1 protein-coding gene is annotated in these 1,306 nt (G+C 40.6%); it reads right to left on the reverse strand.

Annotated features, from left to right (window positions below):
- Positions 1–1,306: 3-hydroxyacyl-CoA dehydrogenase family protein (locus tag ACESK1_RS12885; protein WP_372920584.1), on the reverse strand; the 1,306-nt coding region annotated here is incomplete at both ends.

A 1,306-nucleotide genomic window follows, 5' to 3' on the forward strand; every position in this document is an offset into this window, starting at 1 on the left:
CGCATACGCATCATTGTATCCTGGAAATATTTCACGGCCATATTGAGCTCTTCATATTCCTGCTCAACGGCCATCATAAAGATCATTCCGATATTGGCACCAACAGAGAAATTCTTCCCGTTGTTGGCAACAACTAATCCCTGGTAATCTTTTTCAGCCATATCTATAGCTTTATTGATTCCGTCTAGGACATCACCTCCAATAGCGTTCATTTTACTTCGGAATTCAACATTGAGGATTCCGTCGCCAAGATCTTCAACTACAACACCGCTGTTTTTGAATACCTCTTTGGACTCCCGAATATTGTCAAGAATTATAAAAGCATCCTGACCAGGAACTTTTACATGTTCCTTCTTCGGAATATCATAATAATAGGTATTGCCTTCTTTTACGGTATAGAAAGATTCTTTACCGCTTTCAAGCATTTCATTTACCCAGGCCGCAGGTTTTTTACCTTCGGCTTCAATGAGTTCAATTCCTTTTTTAACACCAATTGCATCCCAAATTTGGAACGGGCCGTGTTCCCAGCCAAATCCGGCTTGCATGGCATCGTCTACTTTGTAAAGCTCATCGGTGATTTCCGGAATTCGGTTGGAAACATAAGCGAAAAGTGCTCCGAAGTTTTTTCGGTAAAATTCTCCTGCTTTATCCTTTCCATTTATTAAAACCTCAAATCTATCAGCTACGTTGTCTATGGTTTTAGTTTGTTCCAGGGTAGCAAAGGAAGCTTTCTTTTGATCGCGATATTCTAAGGAATCGAGATCAAGAGATTGAATGGTACTTGACCCATCTTCGTTTTTAATCTTTTTGTAAAAGCCTTGTCCGCTTTTGCTACCAAACCATTCGTTTTCTACCATGGTTTGTATAAAATCGGGCAGTGCGTACAGCTCGTTTTCTTCATCTTCTGGTACGCCTTTGTGTAATCCATTGGCTACGTGAACAAGAGTGTCTAATCCTACGACATCTACTGTACGGAAAGTGGCCGATTTTTGACGGCCAATTACCGGACCGGTAAGTTTATCTACTTCTTCAATGGTCATTCCCATATCTTTTACCATATGGAAAAGGCTCATGATACTAAAGATACCTACACGGTTTCCAATGAAAGCCGGGGTGTCTTTAGCCACCACCGATTTCTTTCCGAGGAATTTTTCTCCATACTCATTAAGGAAATCCAATACCTCTTTTGAAGTATCGGGACCGGGAATAATTTCGAATAGTCTAAGGTATCGGGGTGGGTTAAAGAAGTGTGTTCCGCAAAAATGTTTTTTGAAATCTTCACTTCTCCCTTCATTCATCTGTTGGA

The organism is Salegentibacter sp., assembly GCF_041642575.1.
Taxonomy (GTDB): domain Bacteria; phylum Bacteroidota; class Bacteroidia; order Flavobacteriales; family Flavobacteriaceae; genus Salegentibacter.